At 59.9% G+C, this 16581-nt stretch carries 14 protein-coding genes; all 14 read right to left on the bottom strand.

Annotated elements, in window-relative coordinates; genetic code table 11:
- Nucleotides 1-2: 2 nt before the first annotated feature.
- The 14 genes from nifD to P6U29_RS36025 all read right to left on the bottom strand — a co-directional run bounded on the left by nifD (nt 3) and on the right by P6U29_RS36025 (nt 16521).
- Entirely contained in the window at nt 3-1505 is a 1503-nt protein-coding gene (gene nifD / locus P6U29_RS35960; RefSeq protein ID WP_407119523.1) for a nitrogenase molybdenum-iron protein alpha chain, read from the bottom strand.
- 467 nt (nt 1506-1972) lie between these two features.
- Complete coding sequence (locus P6U29_RS35965; protein WP_407114892.1) at nt 1973-3220, bottom strand: cysteine desulfurase; 1248 nt, start codon at nt 3218-3220, stop codon at nt 1973-1975.
- Entirely contained in the window at nt 3217-4539 is a 1323-nt protein-coding gene (gene sufD / locus P6U29_RS35970; RefSeq protein WP_407114893.1) for a Fe-S cluster assembly protein SufD, read from the bottom strand. Before sufD ends, P6U29_RS35965 begins: the two co-directional genes overlap by 4 nt.
- An 18-nt stretch (nt 4540-4557) precedes the next feature.
- On the bottom strand, nt 4558-5310 hold the full coding sequence (gene sufC, locus P6U29_RS35975) for a Fe-S cluster assembly ATPase SufC (protein WP_407114894.1): 753 nt from the start codon (nt 5308-5310) through the stop codon (nt 4558-4560).
- Between the two features lie 66 nt (nt 5311-5376).
- A complete protein-coding gene (gene sufB / locus P6U29_RS35980; RefSeq protein ID WP_407114895.1) occupies nt 5377-6873 on the bottom strand; it encodes a Fe-S cluster assembly protein SufB in 1497 nt (498 codons plus the stop codon).
- A 194-nt stretch (nt 6874-7067) separates the two neighbouring features.
- On the bottom strand, nt 7068-7262 hold the full coding sequence (locus P6U29_RS35985; protein WP_091881649.1) for a 4Fe-4S dicluster domain-containing protein: 195 nt from the start codon (nt 7260-7262) through the stop codon (nt 7068-7070).
- 753 nt (nt 7263-8015) lie between these two features.
- Nucleotides 8016-9128, bottom strand: coding sequence for an alanine dehydrogenase (gene ald / locus P6U29_RS35990; protein ID WP_407114896.1), 1113 nt, complete (start codon nt 9126-9128; stop codon nt 8016-8018).
- Between the two features lie 336 nt (nt 9129-9464).
- Nucleotides 9465-10511, bottom strand: a complete 1047-nt coding sequence (gene hypE, locus P6U29_RS35995; RefSeq protein WP_407114897.1) for a hydrogenase expression/formation protein HypE — start codon at nt 10509-10511, stop codon at nt 9465-9467.
- Nucleotides 10508-11650 (bottom strand): hydrogenase formation protein HypD, encoded by a 1143-nt coding sequence (hypD, locus tag P6U29_RS36000; protein ID WP_407114898.1) that lies wholly within the window; start codon nt 11648-11650, stop codon nt 10508-10510. The genes hypE and hypD overlap by 4 nt, the downstream gene beginning before the upstream one ends.
- Nucleotides 11647-11832: a HypC/HybG/HupF family hydrogenase formation chaperone gene (locus tag P6U29_RS36005; protein WP_407114899.1), complete on the bottom strand. Its 186-nt coding sequence runs from the start codon at nt 11830-11832 to the stop codon at nt 11647-11649. Before P6U29_RS36005 ends, hypD begins: the two co-directional genes overlap by 4 nt.
- A gap of 49 nt (nt 11833-11881) precedes the next feature.
- The gene (hypF, locus tag P6U29_RS36010; protein ID WP_407114900.1) at nt 11882-14137 is read right to left on the bottom strand and encodes a carbamoyltransferase HypF; all 2256 of its coding nucleotides are present in this window, start codon (nt 14135-14137) and stop codon (nt 11882-11884) included.
- Nucleotides 14134-15093, bottom strand: coding sequence for a hydrogenase nickel incorporation protein HypB (gene hypB, locus P6U29_RS36015; RefSeq protein ID WP_407114901.1), 960 nt, complete (start codon nt 15091-15093; stop codon nt 14134-14136). Before hypB ends, hypF begins: the two co-directional genes overlap by 4 nt.
- Nucleotides 15093-15434 carry a hydrogenase maturation nickel metallochaperone HypA gene (gene hypA / locus P6U29_RS36020; RefSeq protein ID WP_407114902.1) on the bottom strand — a complete coding sequence of 114 codons (342 nt, stop codon included), beginning with the start codon at nt 15432-15434 and terminating at the stop codon, nt 15093-15095. The genes hypB and hypA overlap by 1 nt, the downstream gene beginning before the upstream one ends.
- Nucleotides 15427-16521 (bottom strand): hypothetical protein, encoded by a 1095-nt coding sequence (locus P6U29_RS36025; RefSeq protein WP_407114903.1) that lies wholly within the window; start codon nt 16519-16521, stop codon nt 15427-15429. Before P6U29_RS36025 ends, hypA begins: the two co-directional genes overlap by 8 nt.
- Nucleotides 16522-16581: the final 60 nt, after the last annotated feature.

The raw sequence follows: 16581 nt of genomic DNA on the forward strand, positions 1-16581 counted from the left end.
CTTTATTCTGCAGCCAGGAGCTTAGCCCTCGAAGCTTCCTTCCAAGGGGCCTTCGTTTTCTTCCGCACCGGCGAGTTGACGGCCATATCCATGTCGCGCGCAAAGATCGCAAAGCCGTCATAGCCGTGATATGGACCCGAATAGTCCCAGGAGTGCATCTGCCGGAACGGCACACCCATCTTTTGGAAAACGTATTTTTCCTTGATGCCCGAGCCGACAAGGTCAGGCTGGAGCTTTTCGACGAAGCGCTCGAACTCATAGCCATTGACGTCATCGTAGATGAGCGTGCTGTCCTTTACGTAGTGCTGAGCTGTGCGCTGATAGTCGTCGTTGTGACCGAATTCGTATCCGGTGCCAATGACTTCCATCCCGAGGTCCTCGTATGCGCCAATCACATGACGCGGACGGAGCCCGCCGACGTACAGCATCACCGTCTTGCCCTCCAGACGCGGGCGATATTTTGCGATCACGGCGTTCACCAGCGGCTGGTACTTTTCAATCACCCGCTCGGCGCCTTCCTTAATCTTGTCGTCGAAATAGCCTGCAATCTTTCGCAGCGACTCTGCGATCTTTGAAGGTCCGAAGAAGTTGTACTCGCACCACGGGATACCGAACTTCTCTTCCATGTGGCGTGAGATGTAGTTCATAGAGCGGTAGCAATGCAGAATGTTGAGCTTCGCCTTCGGCGTTGCCTCGAGCTCAGCCAGTGAACCGTCGCCGGACCACTGCGCGATCACCCGCAGGCCCATCTCCTCCAGCAGAATTCGTGATGACCAGGCGTCGCCTCCGATATTGTAGTCGCCGATGATCGCAACATCGTACGGCGTCGGCTCGAACTTTGGTTTGCCGTCGGACTCGACCTGGTTGAAAATCCAATCGCGCACTGCGTCGTTGGCAATGTGGTGGCCTAGTGACTGCGACACGCCCCGAAAGCCTTCACAGCGGACCGGCACGATGGTCTTGCCGCCATATTCCTTGGATTTCGCTCTTGACACGGCCTCGATGTCGTCACCGATCAGTCCGATCGGGCATTCCGATTGGATCGTGATGCCGTTGTTGAGTGGAAACAACTCCTGGATTTCGTCAAGAATTTTGACCAGCTTTTTGTCGCCACCGAATACGATATCCTTTTCCTGGAAGTCGGAAGTGAACTGCAGGGTCACGAAACTATCGATGCCCGTCGTGCCCACGTAATAGTTGCGTCGCGAGCCCCACGAATACTGACCGCAGCCGACCGGGCCATGGCTGATATGGACCATGTCCTTGATCGGTCCCCAGACCACCCCCTTTGACCCTGCATAGGCGCAGCCTCTGATCGTCATCACGCCAGGTATGGATTTGATGTTGGACTTCACCCCGCAGTCTGACTTGCCGGCTTGGTGAACGTTGAGGTGCTTGGCACGCCGTTTCGCGGTTTTCTCCGGATAGACCTTCAGCACCTCCTCGATCAGCTCTTTGTTGCGAGCCCTGATTTCTGCGATGCTCTGGGTCGTGGCGAGACTCATCTGATGTCCTTCAAAGGTTAGCTGTTGCAAGGGCGGCTTCTTGACCAAGACTTTTGCAACCAGCATGCCAGCGTCGCGTGAGCACAAAAAACACAGCAATAAAAATCGCTTAGCGCGCCTCGCGCGGTGACAGGGGGTGTTGTTGCGAAGCCGACATCACGCTTTGCGCAGAGAACTCTTGGTTTGGCCCTGTTCGAAATGGAACAAGGGCTGGCTATGCGTGAAATTGCCCGCCCAATTCTCGAGCGTGTCCGCGATCGCAGTACTCTGCGATCGCGCTCGCCGAAGGCGGCCGCACAGGAAGACCGGCAGCAAGGCCGGCTGGCCGACACAGGCTTGCCAATGCTATCTATGCTTGCTGAGACTTACAGGTGCTTACCTGCTGCGATGACGATGAGGTGCATGACCTCATCCTCCAGACCTCAATGCGAGCTGCCTCGCCACCTGGACGTCGTAGGCTCGCCGAATCACGAGAACAGCTGCCGCGCCTTGATAAGTGCACTCACGAGCACATCAATCTCTTCACGTGTATTGTAAAGTCCGAGGGACGCACGGCACGTCGCCAGCACGCCGAAGCGCTTGAGCAGCGGCATCGCACAGTGGGTCCCCGCCCGCATCGCTACACCGGCGCGGTCGACGACGGTGGCAATATCATGCGCATGCGCACCCTTCATATCAAAACAAATGATCGGTCCCTTCTCGGCCGGAGTCCCGATCATGCGCACGAAGTTGATGTCCGCCAGCCTCTCCTGCGCGTAAGCGAGCAGTACGCTCTCGTGCCTGCGGATCTGCACCTTGCCTATCGAATTGATGTAATCGATAGCCGCGCCTAAACCGATGGCTTCGACGATCGGCGGCGTACCCGCTTCGAACCGGTGTGGCGGATCACCATAAATGACGCCGGAACGCGAGACCTCGCGAATCATCTCCCCGCCGCCATTGAAGGGCGGCATCGATGCCAGATGCTCAGACTTGCCGTAAAGCACACCGATCCCAGTAGGACCATAGAGTTTGTGGCCCGTCATAACGTAGAAATCGCAATCAATGTCGCGGACGTCGGCGCTCAGATGGACGCATCCTTGCGAGCCATCGACGAGCACCGGGATATCACGAGCATGCGCAATCCTCACCACGTCTTTCACCGGCAACACCGTGCCGAGCACGTTCGACATTTGTGTGATTGCAACCATCTTGGTGCGCGGGGTCAGCAGTCGCTCAAAATCATCGAGCAAGAAATTTCCGTCATCATCAACTGGCGCCCATTTGATCACTGCACCGAGTCGTTCCCTGAGAAGGTGCCATGGCACAATGTTGGAGTGGTGTTCCATAATCGAGAGAACGATCTCATCACCCGGAGTAATGCGTTCACGGCCAAAAGTCTGGACGACCAGATTGATTGCCTCCGTGGCGCTCCGGGTGAAGATGATCTCTTCGTTTAAATGCGCGTTCACAAACCGCGCCACCTTGGTACGGGCGCCTTCATACGCCTCGGTCGCCGCGTTAGCGAGGTAGTGCAAGCCGCGATGAACGTTGGCGTATTCGCTGGAGTACACCTGCATCATACGGTCAAGCACCGCGTTGGGCTTTTGCGCGGATGCAGCGTTGTCCAGGTAAACAAGCGGCTTGCCGTACACTATCATGGCCAGCGCAGGAAAGTCCGAACGCAGACGGTTCACCTCGTAACTACCATTGCTCACGGCGGGATGTGCGCTCATCGCACCGCCTGCAGCCAGTGTTCAGCTTGCGTTGCCACAAAATCGCGTAGATTCTCGGAAGTGATCTCCTCAATCGGCTCGCCAAGGAACGCTTTAATCAGCAACATCTGCGCATCCTTCTCGGATAGCCCCCGAGCGCGCAGATAGAATACGAGAGTGTCGTCCAGCGCACCCGAAGTCGCTCCGTGGCCGCAGGTCACGTCGTCAGCCAAGATTTCAAGTTCGGGCTTATTGTCGGCCTCGGCCTGGTCCGATAGGAGCAACGCTCGCGTCGTCAGGGCGGCGTCCGTCTTCCGGGCGGCGGGACGAACGACGATTCGGCCCTGAAACACCGAGCGGCCGCAATCGTCGACGACCGCGCGGAACTTCTGCCGACTTGTGCAATATGGCACGGCGTGGTCGACCACGATCGTTGTGTCGGCGTGCAGCTTGTCCCTGATGAGATTAACCCCATTCGCCGAGAGCTTGGTTCCCTCGCCGGCCAGCGTGATGAATCCCTGATAGCGGCTGATGGAGCCGCTGCAGGTCATGCCGAAGAGGTCGAGCTTAGCCCTGGCGCCGACTGCGATGATCGCCGATGAGATGTTCACGGCGTCAGAGGCATCGGCTGCCACGCGGATGTGCGAAAGGCTCGCCTCGTCACCAACCAGGGCGATTATCGCATCGTTGGCTTGATAGCCGCTCGCGCCTTCAGCCGGGACGAAACTTTCCACGATGGCAGCATGCGCTCCTTTACCGAGCTGCAGGTAGGAGCGTGTAAAGGTGGACACCGACAGTCCGGTTGCGACGTGAACGATTTGAATTGGACACTTCACCGCATTGCCATCGGCGACCGTAATCACCAGGCCATCTGTCGCCATTGCGGCATTGAGCGAGATGGCCGAATCGCTCGTCGTCGACAGCACCAGACCGGCCATGGCCGCAGTGGCCGAATTCTCCAGAACCTCTTGCAGCGACCGCACAACGACTTCATTTTCCAGCCTGCCCAAATCGGATAGCTCCGGCGCGAATATGCCATCCACCAAAACCAGTTTGACCGCCTGATCGGCAGCCACTTGCTTGGCCGACACCTTTGCGCGCACCAGCGCCTCCGCATCCGGTCGCGGAGCGAGTGGCAGCACCTCGCCGATCAGGGCGCGCAGATCAGTGTATTTCCAATCCTCCATGCGCCGATGCGGGAGGCCGGTACGCTCGTAGAGCTCGAATGCCCTCGCCCGGATTTGGGGGACAGGGCCTGCACCAGGCAGCCGTCCACGCGCCGCAGCGAAAACATTGCCCATTGCGCGTTCGGCCTCGGCTTTGGCCAAAACCTGCTTCATCGGGGATTCCTAGAGCCGTCAGGCCGCCTCTTCAAATTGGGTGTAGCCACAAGCCTCGAGCTCCAGCGCGAGTTCCTTGCCGCCGCTCTTCATGATCCGCCCCTTCGACATCACGTGCACAATGTCCGGCACGATATGGTCGAGAAGCCGCCGATAGTGGGTGATCACGATCATCGCTCGTTCCGGCGAACGCAAGGCGTTGATGCCGCTGGCGACGATCCGCAGCGCGTCGATGTCGAGGCCGGAATCGATCTCGTCCAGGATGCACAGACTCGGCTCGAACAACGCCATCTGCAAAATTTCGTTGCGCTTCTTTTCGCCGCCGGAAAAGCCGACATTGACGCCACGCTTGATCATGTCCTTGGGAATGTTGAGCGAACCGGCCACCTCGCGGACTCTTTTCAGAAATTCCGGGGTGGAGAATTCCTGTTGGCCGCGCGCCTTGCGCTGGGCGTTCAGTGCCGCCCGAAGGAAGTTCATGGTGGTCACGCCGGGGATCTCGACCGGATACTGGAACGCCAGGAACACGCCCTTGGCGGCGCGTTCATTTGGCTCCATCGGCAACAGGTTCTCGCGCCTGAACAGGATTTGTCCGCCGTTGATCTCATAGCCGGGCTTGCCGGCGATGACATGAGAGAGCGTCGATTTGCCTGAGCCGTTCGGCCCCATGATCGCGTGCACCTCACCCGCATTGACGTCAAGATCGAGGCCGCGAATAATTTCGCGGTCTTCGACACCGACCTGCAAATCTCGGATTTCAAGTAGCGCCATTCTGATCTGATCCCTGAAACGCGTCATCTGGCGAGCCGCATTCGAGAGGGCTCGCGGGAGGTTTTGTTATCCGACAGATCCGTCGAGTGAGATCGATACTAGCTTCTGCGCCTCAACTGTGAACTCCATCGGCAGTTTTTGCAGAACATCCTTGACGAAGCCGTTGACGACGAGGCCGACGCCCTCTTCCTGCGAGAGGCCGCGCTGGATGCAGTAGAACAGCACGTCCTCGGAGATCTTCGACGTGGTCGCCTCGTGCTCGAACGTCGCCGAGGAGTTCTTGGCCTCGATGTACGGCACGGTGTGCGCGCCGCATTTGTCGCCGATCAACAGCGAGTCGCAGGCGGTGAAGTTGCGCGCGCCGGTCGCTTTCCGGTGCGCGGTGACGAGACCGCGATAAGTGTTCTGCGACTTGCCGGCGGCGATGCCCTTGGAGATGATGCGACTCGACGTGTTCTTGCCGAGGTGGATCATCTTGGTGCCCGAATCGACCTGCTGGAAGCCGTTCGAGATCGCGATCGAGTAGAACTCGCCGCGGGAGTTGTCGCCGCGCAGGATGCAGCTCGGATACTTCCAGGTGATCGCCGAACCCGTCTCGACCTGGGTCCAGGAGATCTTGGAGTTGGCGCCACGGCAGTCGCCACGCTTGGTGACGAAATTGTAGATGCCGCCCTTGCCTTCCGAATTGCCCGGGTACCAGTTCTGCACCGTCGAATATTTGATCTCGGCATCGTCGAGCGCGACGAGCTCGACCACGGCGGCGTGCAGCTGGTTCTCGTCGCGCTGCGGCGCCGTGCAACCTTCGAGATAGGAGACGTAGGAGCCCTTGTCGGCGATGATCAGCGTGCGCTCGAACTGGCCGGTATTGCGCTCGTTGATGCGGAAATAAGTCGACAGCTCCATCGGGCAGCGCACGCCCGGCGGCACATAGACGAACGAGCCGTCGGAGAACACCGCCGAGTTCAAAGTCGCATAGAAATTGTCGGAGGTCGGGACAACCGAGCCGAGATATTTCTGCACCGGCTCAGGGTGCTCGCGGATCGCCTCCGAAATCGGCATGAAGATCACGCCGGCCTTCTTCAGCTCGGCCTTGAACGTGGTCGCAACCGAGACCGAATCAAAGACCGCGTCGACCGCGATCTTGCGCTGCGCCGGATCCTGCTCGCCCACCTTGGGCTCGATACCCTCGAGCATGGCGACTTCCCGCAAGGGAATGCCGAGCTTCTCGTAGGTCTTCAGGATCTCCGGATCGATCTCGTCCAGCGAAGTGACCGTCTTCTTCGGCTTCGGCGCCGCGTAATAGTAGATGTCCTGGAAGTCGATCTTGGGATAGTCGACGCGCGCCCAGGTCGGTTCGGTCATGGTCAGCCAGCGGCGATACGCCTCCAGGCGCCATTCCAGCATCCAGGCCGGTTCACTCTTCTTTGCGGAGATGAAGCTGACGGTGTCTTCCGACAGCCCCTTGGGGGCCTTGTCGGAGTCGATCAGGGTTTCAAACCCATATCGATATTGGTCGACGTCGATGCGCCGGACGCGCTCGACCGTCTCTTGTACAGCTACCATTGCCCGCTCCACTCGCGCAAGGACAACTCCCGCCGGCGAGGATTGCACCGCAATGTCTCCGAGCGGATCGCGCAAGTCACAGCCAACTCTGGGCCAGCGAGTGAGAGAAACAGGAGACGGATCCAAAAGGCGGTGGCTGTCGATAGCGTCTTCATCATGTTTCGCGCCGGAGCTCCTCTCATCGGCTACTCCACCTATGCTGGCACGCAGGTGTCCGGCACCGGGCAAACGACGGCGCATTGCGGCGTGTCAAAATGCCCCTCACATTGGGTACACTGGGTCGGATTGATCACATATATGTCGTTCTTCAGGCTGATCGCGGCATTGGGACATTCGTACTCACACGCACCGCAGACGGTGCACTGGGATGCGATTATCTTGTAGGCCATGACTGCGCTTCCATGAGCAAAAGGTGCGGGACAGTTTCTTGCTTTCAAGCCTTGTGCCAGACGGTTTAACCTTGATTCGTCTGGGCTATTTTAGATAACGCGACTCGCCGCCTCGACACGGTGTCGCAAATCCTACAACGGGCATGACAGCAGCTTGATCTCGATGCCGTGGTTTACGCATGGTCGATCTCACGGCAGTCAGCCGATCAGGTGAACCGCGTTCGCCAACCTCAGGGAACGATCTGCGATCCTTCCCAAAGGCCACCGTACCGCGGCTAAGATCGAAGCGCCGAGCGACTTCACAAAGTTCTCCGCCGGTGTGTCAGGTCGACCCCGAGCCGCATGTTGTTGGTTCCACTCACCGGACAGCGGCGGCTTCGGCGACAGCACCACGATGAACAACCGGCGCAGTCATCACCGGTGCGGTCCGGCGTCTCCACAGCCAATCAGAAAAGGTCGCGGCGGCAGATAAAGTCGCTCCGGTGATTGCGGGTCCGCTGGGCCCCGCGGGACGCATTCTCAATGGCCTTGGATGACCTGGCAAACCGGCATTCAAATGCGCTGTATGGGGCGAGAGCACATTGTCTCGCATCATGCGGGCGACTGAAGCCAGGCCTTCGTCTGGTGATCCTCCGCTTCGCTCCGCGTGCCAAATAAATGCTGGCGGCGGTCAGCAGATCGATGGAGCCGAAAAAAAGCCACCCCGAAGGGTGGCCTAAGTCAGGGAGGAAACGCCCATAAGGGCCTCTGGGATCAGGCCGCAGCCTGGTCGATCGGTGAGAAGGGCAGCCCGAGGCTTTCGGCCACCGCTTTGTAGGTTAGCCGGCCCCGATGGACGTTGAGCCCTGCGCGCAAATGCGGATTTTCGAGCACGGCGGAAAAACCCTTGTTGGCCAGAGCCAAACCAAACGGCAGCGTCGCGTTATTCAGTGCCTGGCTCGAGGTCAGCGGCACAGCGCCAGGCATATTGGCCACGCAATAATGAATGATGCCATCCACTTCGTAAGTTGGATCAGCGTGAGTGGTTGGGTGCGATGTCTCAAAGCAGCCGCCCTGATCGATAGCGACGTCCACAAGCACCCCCCTCTTGCGCATCGAGCTCAGCATGCTCCGGCGGACTAGCTTCGGCGCGCTCGCACCTGGAACGAGCACCGCACCAATGACCACATCCGCCGCAAATACCTCTTCCTCCACGGAGTCGATGGTCGAAAACCTGGTGCGAACGCGTCCTTCGAATAGCTCGTCCAACTCGCGGAGCCGGAGTATCGAACGGTCGATGATGGTCACCTCTGCGCCCAGACCAACCGCCATGCGTGCGGCGTGCGTACCAACGACGCCACCTCCGATCACCACGATTCGGGCCGGCTGAACACCGGGCACCCCACCGATCAACAGCCCTCGTCCGCCTGCACTCCGCTTCAGGGCGCTACCCGCCGCTTCGATCGCAAGCCTACCCGCGACCTCGCTCATCGGCGCCAGCAGTGGAAGACCACCATGCGCATCAGTTACGGTCTCATAGGCGATCGCGGTGCATCCAGATTTCAGGAGGCCCTTGGCCTGATCCGGGTCGGGGGCCAGATGCAGATAAGTGAACAGGATCTGATTTTCCCGCAGCTGACACCATTCGGACGGCTGAGGCTCCTTAACCTTTACGATCATCTCGCTCGATGCGAATACCTCAACTGCGGAAGTTAGAATCGTTGCGCCAGCATTGCGATAATCGTCATCGGTTGCGCCAATGCCAGCGCCGGCATTGGTCTCGATCATCACGCGGTGGCCCGCTGCCACGTATTCGCGGACAGCTCCCGGGGTAAGGCCCACGCGATATTCGTGCGCCTTGATTTCCTTGGGGACTCCGACCTTCATTTGAAAACTCCCTGCCTGGACCGCCTTTCTAATCCAAAGCGCGCAGCGATATTGCGACGCAGCCGTCAAAAGGGCGCAGGAATTCAGCGATATTTGACAAGCTTCGCAGGATTTCAAACCACGGGTGCCGAGTCATTTCGAATTGCGTTCTCGGCTCGTGGAAAAGCTAACAACCGAAATCCAGCCTCGCCGGAATTTCTTTAAAGAGCGAAGTCGCAGTGTGCCGGTTGGCAGGATTGCCCATAGAAGGGATCGTTTCCAGAGCTGATGGCTCATGGCTAATGACCATTGATCATAAGTTTGGTTTCCAAAAAAGATGGACGATGCGCAGCGTGTTCAACAGATCCGAGGCAATTGTTCGCCCCATAACCAATCGACGATTCGTCGGCCGCCGAAACCGGTCGCCATCTGCACAAATTTCCGATCGTCAGCCACCGCCTCGCCAATATCAGCTGCATCGGACCCGAGCGGGTGCGCCTTCATGGCTGCAAGCACGGCATCGGCCAAATCAGGCGCGACGATCGCAACGAGCTTGCCCTCATTGGCGACATGGATCGGATCGAGTCCAAGGAGTTCGCAGGTAGCCGCAACCGCGGGCTTCACGGGAATAGTTGCTTCCTGCAGACGGAACCCGAGGCCGGATTGATGCGCAATCTCGTTGAGGGTCGCGGCGAGCCCACCGCGCGTGGGGTCGCGCATCACCCGGATGCCGCCACCGCCGGCGGCAACCATAACCGCTACGAGATTATGCAACGCTGCGGAATCCGAGACGATATCGGTTTGAAAAGCGACGTTTTGACGTTTTGACATGATCGCGACCCCATGATCGCCGAGGCTACCGGACACCAGCACACGGTCCCCGACCCTTGCCTTGTCGGCGGAGAGATCGAGCCCATCGGCCACAATCCCGATGCCGGTCGTAGAGATGAACAGACCATCCGCCTTGCCGCGCTCGACGACCTTGGTGTCTCCGGCAATGATGTAAACGCCCGCCCCGCGCGCTGCCGCGCCCATCGAATCCGCGATCGCCTTCAGATCGGAAAACCGGAACCCCTCCTCGATGATAAAACTGGCCGACAAATAGAGGGGACGCGCGCCGGACATTGCGACATCATTGATCGTGCCGTGCACCGCCAGTGACCCGATATTGCCGCCGGGAAAGAACAGCGGCGAGACCACATAGCCGTCGGTCGTCATCACCATCCTGCCTGCCGCAACGTCAAACGCCGATTGATCATTGCAGCGGGCGAGCCATTCGTTACCAAAGGCTTGGTGAAAAAGACCGGAGATCAGCTGTGCCATGGCACGCCCCCCCGATCCGTGGGAAAGATCAACGCGTCCGTTCTCGACGTCGAGCTTGCGTTGATAGGCCTTTACGCTCATGACGTCCGCCTCAACTGTTCATCGCGAACTCGGCCATAGGTCCAATACGCCGCACAAGCGCCTTCCGATGACACCATGCAGGCCCCTATGGGAGTTTCCGGCGTGCAGACGGTTCCAAACAGCTTACAATCGACCGGCCGCTTGGCGCCACGCAGGATCGCGCAGCACTCGCACGCCGGATTGTCTGCGACGCGCAGGTCGTGGATCGCAAAACGCGTCTCGGCGTCGAATTGCGCGTAAGCCCGCTTCAGCTTCAGTCCGCTGTTGGGTACGAGTCCGAGCCCACGCCATTCAAACTGCTCACGCACTTCGAATATCTGCGATACCTCCTCCTTGGCGCGCCGATTGCCTTCGCGTGTCACTGCACGGCTGTATTGGTTCTCTACCTCGTAGCGGTCTTGGTTCACCTGCCGCACCAGCATCAGGATCGCCTGCATCACGTCGAGGGGTTCAAATCCCGCGATCACGATCGGCTTGCCGAATTGTTCCGCCAGGGGCTCGTAGGGCTGCGTACCGATAATCGTGCTGACATGTGCAGGCCCGATGAAGCCGTCAATTGGGACCCCGCCGGTGTTGCGGATCTTCGGGTTCTCGAGAATGCTGTGCATCGCAGAGGGTGTAAGCACGTGGTTGCAGAACACGCTGAGGCCCTTCAGCCGCTTCTTCTCGGCAATTCGGATCATGGCCGCCGTCGGGGGCGTCGTGGTTTCAAATCCGATGGCAAAGAAGATCACCTCGCGGCTCGGCGCCTGTTCGGCGAGCCGGATAGCGTCGAGCGTCGAGTAGACTATCCGAATGTCGGCGCCGAGCACTTTAGCTCGCAACAGGGACTGTCCTTGCGACCCAGGCGCGCGCATCAGGTCGCCGTAGACGCACAGAGTGACCTCTGGTCGGTCGACGAGCCGGATCGCTATGTCGATTCGGCTGGCGGGCAGAACGCAGACGGGACAACCGGGCCCGTGGATCATGCGGACGTTCGCGGGTAGCAGATCCTCCAGGCCGTAGCGGGAGATCGCATGAGTGTGTCCGCCGCAAAATTCCATGAACCGATAGGTTCTTTGCGAACTGACCTCGGCGTCAATCGCACGCGCAAGTCCCTGCGCAATGGTCTTGTCGCGAAATTCGTCGGAAAATTTCATGATCGGCGTTCCCCTGCGCTGCCTAGCTCCTGCAGGAGCTCCAGCGTGCGCTTGGCTTCCGTCGGATCGATCTTGGCCAGCGCATAGCCGACATGGACAAGGACGCAATCGCCGACCTCGAGCTCGTCGATGAGAGCAATCGATATCTCCAGGCTGATGCCATCGATGGACACGACGGCCATGTCATTGGGAAGAATTTTCGCAATCTTTGCCGGAACCGAAAGACACATATCAGGCTGTTCCTCCCCAGGCGGACGACCGTTGAGCAATCTGCAGAGCGGCAATCCAGGCCTGGCCAAGGCTCAAACCGCCATCATTGGGCGGCACCCGCCGCGGCACCAGCGGGATAAGGCCGGCAGCGCTGCAACCGCGCGGGATTTCGTCCGCCAGGACCGCGTTCAGGAAGCAGCCGCCGCTCAGGACGACGGTATTAACGCGGGTTGTCCGCGCAGAGCGCGTGACCCAGTCAACGCAGGCGGCAGCGAAGGTGCCATGAAACAGCCCGGCTCCGCCCGCGGCGTCAATGTCATCTGCGATCAACCGCGCAAACAGCGGACGAAGCGACAGCACGCCGCCATCGATCGTCCAGCCGGCTTCGAGAATCGCAGTCCGCCGCACCAGCGCCTCGAGCTTCATCGCCGCTTCGCCCTCATAGCTCTGCAAACTCGCAATCCCCAGCAGCGCCGCTACCGCGTCGAACAACCGGCCCGCACTGGTCGTAGTGGCTCCGCCCGGCTGATTGAGCAAGGCCGACACACATCCAGCCTGCCGTTGCGCCGTAAAGCGCGGCCCGATTTCGTTACCCCGGCCGAGCCAGTGTAATACTGCGCTCGCCATGCGCCACGGCTCGCGGGCTGCACGATCTCCACCAGGCATTTGCAGGGGCGCTAAGTGCCCGATGCGTCGGCAGCTCGTCCCTTCGCACAACAATAGTTCGCCACCCCAGTTACCGCCCTCGGAGCCAAAGCCATGGCCATCGAGCACCAGGGCAAGCGCAGGTCCTGCATGGCCATGCTCGGCGATCACTGCAGCAGCGTGTGCGTGGTGATGCTGGACAGCGACCAGTGCGCGGCCATTTGCTTCCGCAAACCGGGTAGAAGCCATATCGGGATGCAGATCATGGGCGACGACGACAGGCTCCACGTCAAGACTCGATGTGAGGTGTCGGATCGTCTCCTCGAACGCACGGATGCCGTCGGCCGTATCCAGATCGCCAATATGCTGGGAGACGAACGCTTGGTTGTCCCGCGTGATGGTCACGGTCGATTTCAGTGCGCCGCCGACGGCGAGCACGGGCGGCACAGACTTCGCAAGCCGGATCGGTTCGGGAACATAGCCACGGGCACGACGAATGTATTGCGGCCGGCCAGCCACCACCGACACCACGGAGTCATCAGCACGCGTCAGGATATCGCGATCATGGGTCACGATAAGATCGGCGATTCCCTTGAGCCGCCGCAGCGCCTGCGCGTTGTCGATCAGGAGCGGTTCGCCGGAAAGATTGGCACTGGTGGCCACGATGACCGGGCCGGCCCCCGCACATGCTCCTGCCGAGCGAAGCGCGTGAAAGATGAGGTGATGCAGCGGCGCTACAGGCAGCATGACACCCACACGCGATAAACCAGGAGCTATAGCGGGCGCCAGATTGTTGCGCGAAGGCAGAAGAACGATGGGACGTGCTACGGATTCGAGCAGCGCAAGCTCGGACGCGTTCGCCTCCGCGATGTCGCTGACGCGCTCTATGGAATCGACCATAACCGCGAACGGCTTCTGAAGGCGATGCTTTCTCCTGCGCAAACGCTGCACGGCGTCCTGGTTACGCGCATCGCAAAGAAGCTGGTACCCGCCCAGCCCCTTTATCGCCACGATTTGTCCCCCCGCGATTGCTGCGACAATGGCGCTGATCCCATGGCTGAGCCGAGGACCGCATGTCGGACACGCGATTGCCTCCGCATGAAATCTGCGGCTCGCTGGATCGGCATAATCGGCCGCGCAGGCGGCGCACAGCCCAAAAGCCCTCATGACGGTGTTGCGGCGATCGTACGGAAGCCGTTCCGCGATGGTGTAGCGCGGGCCGCAATGGCAGCAACTGATGAAGGGGTAAAGGTAATGCCGATTTTCTGGATCGAACAGCTCACTGAGGCATTGCCGGCAGGCCGCGGCATCAGCGACGATCTGCGTTGACAATTTGCCGCCTTCGCTCGTGCCGATCGAAAACTCTTTCGCCGCGAGCGCCGCAGTCTCCCGAACGCAGATGTGGTCGATGCGTGCCAATGGCGGCGCCTCGAGCGGCAACGTGGCGACAAACTCCGACGCACGGTGACCCTCGACCTCGATCGTAACGCCCTCGGGGCCATTGATGACAAACCCCGCTAATCCGTACCGCATGGCGAGTCCATAGACGTAAGGACGAAAGCCGACCCCCTGCACGGCCCCGCTCACGCGCACGCGCAGTCGTGTTCGGTCGCAGGTGGTTGCAGCGCTCATCGCCTTGTGTCCTCTACGGCGCGCCTCTGATGCCCCGCCTGTCTATCGATCCAGGCGTAGAGCGCGCCGAAACCCTCTCCGGTACGAGCCGAAACTACAAGCACGTCGATCTTTGGATTGACGCGTCTGGCGTATTCGATGATTTTGCCCAAATCGGACTCAAGCAGCGGCGCCAGATCAATCTTGTTGATCACCATGAGCGAAGAAGCGGCAAACATATCAGGATATTTGAGCGGCTTGTCTTCACCTTCGGTAATCGACAACACTACGATCTTGCAAGCCTCGCCAAGATCGAAGGCTGCAGGACAGATCAGATTACCGACGTTCTCGATGAAGAGAATACCGCCCGTGAGCAGCGGCAAGCGGCGATAGGCCTCGCCAATCATTGCAGCATCGAGATGGCAACCCTTGCCGGTATTGACTTGAATGGCTGGCACGCCTTCAGCCCGAATGCGTTCGGAATCGTTGGAGGTCTGCTGGTCGCCTTCGATGACCCCGACCGGGCGGCTACGCTTGAGTTCGGACACGGCGCGGACGAGGAGCGTCGTTTTACCTGCACCGGGACTGGACAAAAGATTAAATACAAGGAGGTCATCGGCTACGAAGAGCGCGCGGTTGTCCGCCGCAATCCCATTATTCTTGCCAAGAATATCGCGCTCGACCTGAATGACCCGCTCTCTGCTCATGCCCCCAACCTTCAAGCCAGCCGGCCCGGCGCCGCCGCTCAGAAGCGCCTGCACCCGATGAGCCTGGTGATGGGCAGAGCGATGATGGCGAGTATGACCATCGCCAGCATGGTTTGAGCGCTGCGGGTCTTGGTCGCCATGCGGATGGCGACAATGGCGATCGCAATCGTCCTGCACATGGGCATCGTATCGCTCATGGCTCTCCGCATCATGCGCCTTCGCGCGTTTAGTTAACGGCGTCGCTTCGGCGCAGCCGCAAACGGTACACATCAATCGATCTCCAGCTCTTTCACGCGCATCTGTTCGCCCGCGGTTACCTGCAACTGATAGCTGCCGCAGCAAGGACAGCACTCACCGCGCCGTGCAATTTCGACGCTCTTCGAACAACTCATGCACCAGGCAACACCTGGCAGTTCGACGATATTAAGGACTGCGCCCTCGGCAACGGTACGCCTTGCAACGATAGCAAAGCAGAACTTGATCGCTTCAGGCGCGGCATGACTCAGCGCTCCCATCTCTAGACAGACGCTCCGCACCCGCGAAAACGATCGGTGACCTACCTCCTCCTCGACGATTTGAATGATGCCAAGACAAATCGCCATTTCATGCATCGCCAATTTCGCGAAAATTGAGGGTGAACGCGACACACGGATCGAGCGATGCAATCACCGCATCGACTGCATCCCGACGTCGTCTAGCCCTCAGCACCGCGCCTTGCAGGTTCCGGACAAGCGGTCCGCGCCGGTGGAAATTCCACTCCGTCGGCGCAAGGAATTCGAAGCGGGATATCCGGCCCTGAGGATCAAGTTCAACCGCGTGGTAGAGACGCCCCCTGGCGCATTCGACCGCGGCCGCTGCACGGCCGGGTCCTACTTTATAGCTTTCGATAATCCCATGCTCCGCCGAGTCAATATGAGCACCGGCCTTGAGCCAGGCGCATAGCCGGAGGATTTCAGCAATTCTGGCCTTCAGCCGCTCGGCCGCGCCGGATGCGCTCGGCGAGAGCCGATCACGCGTTATTTGGCGCGCCCATGGACCCGTCTCGGGCGCACGTCCGTCAAGATCGGGACAACAGCAAAATGTCGCGTCATCCGCGAGCAGCCGTTTAATGATATTGCGGTCGTCGGCAACCGACAGGAACGAGTGCTCCGCCGGAATTGGCTTTAGGTCGATCTCATCAATCGCTGCAATGCGACGCGACAATGGGCTACCGCACCTCAGCGCGCCACCCTCATTCGGCATGCCGAGCGCGGCCAGCGCACCCACAATCCGCGCTGTCGCTTCGCGTTGAGCGGAGCCCCAGGCTGGCTGTGCGCTGCCAACAAGCGCTGACATTCCCCGCATCAGGGAGCGGATGACTTCCGCACTGGCGACGTCTTGCGTAAGATGTCCGACAAAGAGGCCGCGTAGCAATTCCGCGATGCGCTCGGTAACGATAAGCGCAATCCGATGCTGTTTTGTTGCGCGGGTGATCGCTTCGTCGCGCGCCGCCTCGATCGCGGACAGCAGTGCGGTTTGCTGCGCAGCGGCACACAACGCGAAGAGCCGCGGCAGCACGTTGAGCAGTGACGAAGCCTGTTTGCCGGCGAACAGCCGCGCCAGTGGCGGCCGGACTCGCGGCAGGATCTCAACCGCGGCGACTACGTCGGCAGCAAGCGATACGGTGACATCGATTTTGTTGCGGGCAGCTAGGCTCATGCGCACCGCTCCCCATCATACCGCGCAAGATATGCGGCGGTCGCTGTGCGCGCCCCGTCT

Origin of the sequence: Bradyrhizobium sp. LMG 9283 (assembly GCF_045571415.1) — a bacterium.
GTDB lineage: Bacteria > Pseudomonadota > Alphaproteobacteria > Rhizobiales > Xanthobacteraceae > Bradyrhizobium.

Bases quoted from the DNA above. Each gene is read 5' to 3' on its own strand.
- nifD (WP_407119523.1), bottom strand. From the start codon at position 1,505: ATGAGTCTCGCCACGACCCAGAGCATCGCAGAAATCAGGGCTCGCAAC.
- P6U29_RS35965 (WP_407114892.1), bottom strand. From the start codon at position 3,220: ATGAGCGCACATCCCGCCGTGAGCAATGGTAGTTACGAGGTGAACCGT.
- sufD (WP_407114893.1), bottom strand. From the start codon at position 4,539: ATGAAGCAGGTTTTGGCCAAAGCCGAGGCCGAACGCGCAATGGGCAAT.
- sufC (WP_407114894.1), bottom strand. From the start codon at position 5,310: ATGGCGCTACTTGAAATCCGAGATTTGCAGGTCGGTGTCGAAGACCGC.
- sufB (WP_407114895.1), bottom strand. From the start codon at position 6,873: ATGGTAGCTGTACAAGAGACGGTCGAGCGCGTCCGGCGCATCGACGTC.
- P6U29_RS35985 (WP_091881649.1), bottom strand. From the start codon at position 7,262: ATGGCCTACAAGATAATCGCATCCCAGTGCACCGTCTGCGGTGCGTGT.
- ald (WP_407114896.1), bottom strand. From the start codon at position 9,128: ATGAAGGTCGGAGTCCCCAAGGAAATCAAGGCGCACGAATATCGCGTG.
- hypE (WP_407114897.1), bottom strand. From the start codon at position 10,511: ATGAGCGTAAAGGCCTATCAACGCAAGCTCGACGTCGAGAACGGACGC.
- hypD (WP_407114898.1), bottom strand. From the start codon at position 11,650: ATGAAATTTTCCGACGAATTTCGCGACAAGACCATTGCGCAGGGACTT.
- P6U29_RS36005 (WP_407114899.1), bottom strand. From the start codon at position 11,832: ATGGCCGTCGTGTCCATCGATGGCATCAGCCTGGAGATATCGATTGCT.
- hypF (WP_407114900.1), bottom strand. From the start codon at position 14,137: ATGAGCGCTGCAACCACCTGCGACCGAACACGACTGCGCGTGCGCGTG.
- hypB (WP_407114901.1), bottom strand. From the start codon at position 15,093: ATGTGTACCGTTTGCGGCTGCGCCGAAGCGACGCCGTTAACTAAACGC.
- hypA (WP_407114902.1), bottom strand. From the start codon at position 15,434: ATGCATGAAATGGCGATTTGTCTTGGCATCATTCAAATCGTCGAGGAG.
- P6U29_RS36025 (WP_407114903.1), bottom strand. From the start codon at position 16,521: ATGAGCCTAGCTGCCCGCAACAAAATCGATGTCACCGTATCGCTTGCT.